This window comes from Paenibacillus sp. VTT E-133280 (assembly GCF_002264385.1).
Taxonomy (GTDB): Bacteria; Bacillota; Bacilli; order Paenibacillales; family Paenibacillaceae; genus Paenibacillus_AQ; species Paenibacillus_AQ nitricinens.
The window spans coordinates 1-393 of the sequence record NZ_NFUX01000176.1 but is presented as its reverse complement, the minus strand read 5'-3'; the positions used below and the strand labels follow the sequence as shown (position 1 = coordinate 393).

1 pseudogene is annotated in these 393 nt (G+C 40.2%); it reads left to right on the top strand.

From position 1 onward, the window contains the following. Positions 1-141 precede the first annotated feature (141 nt). A pseudogene (locus tag CA600_RS30655) lies at positions 142-393 on the top strand (transposase); the annotation flags it as partial.

Sequence of the window (393 nt, the reverse complement as noted above, 5' to 3'; positions counted from 1 at the left end):
GGAGCGCACACCTAACCTATATATCGGCTTTACTTCCCATTAGTTTACTTTAAATCCTTTCTTTTAATTTCTTTAATTCTAATCACTGCTGTAAGAATAAGTAGATAGCAAAAAAACAGGTGAAGGGTTGGGGAAACACATGTGACTTTGGACAAAACACAATTGCGAGAGTTTATCAAGGAGAGTAATTTAGTTTCTGCAAAAGATGAGCAGAATTCCTTAAAGGATCTATCTACCGAAACGATTCAGGAGATGTTAGAAGCCGAAATGGATACTCATTTGGGCTATGGCAAGCATGAAGACAGGGCGAAACTCACACCAAACAGTCTCAACGGAAAGGTCGGAAAACGGTAGTCAGTGAGTAGAGCAGGAAATCGTTATCCCTCGAGACTG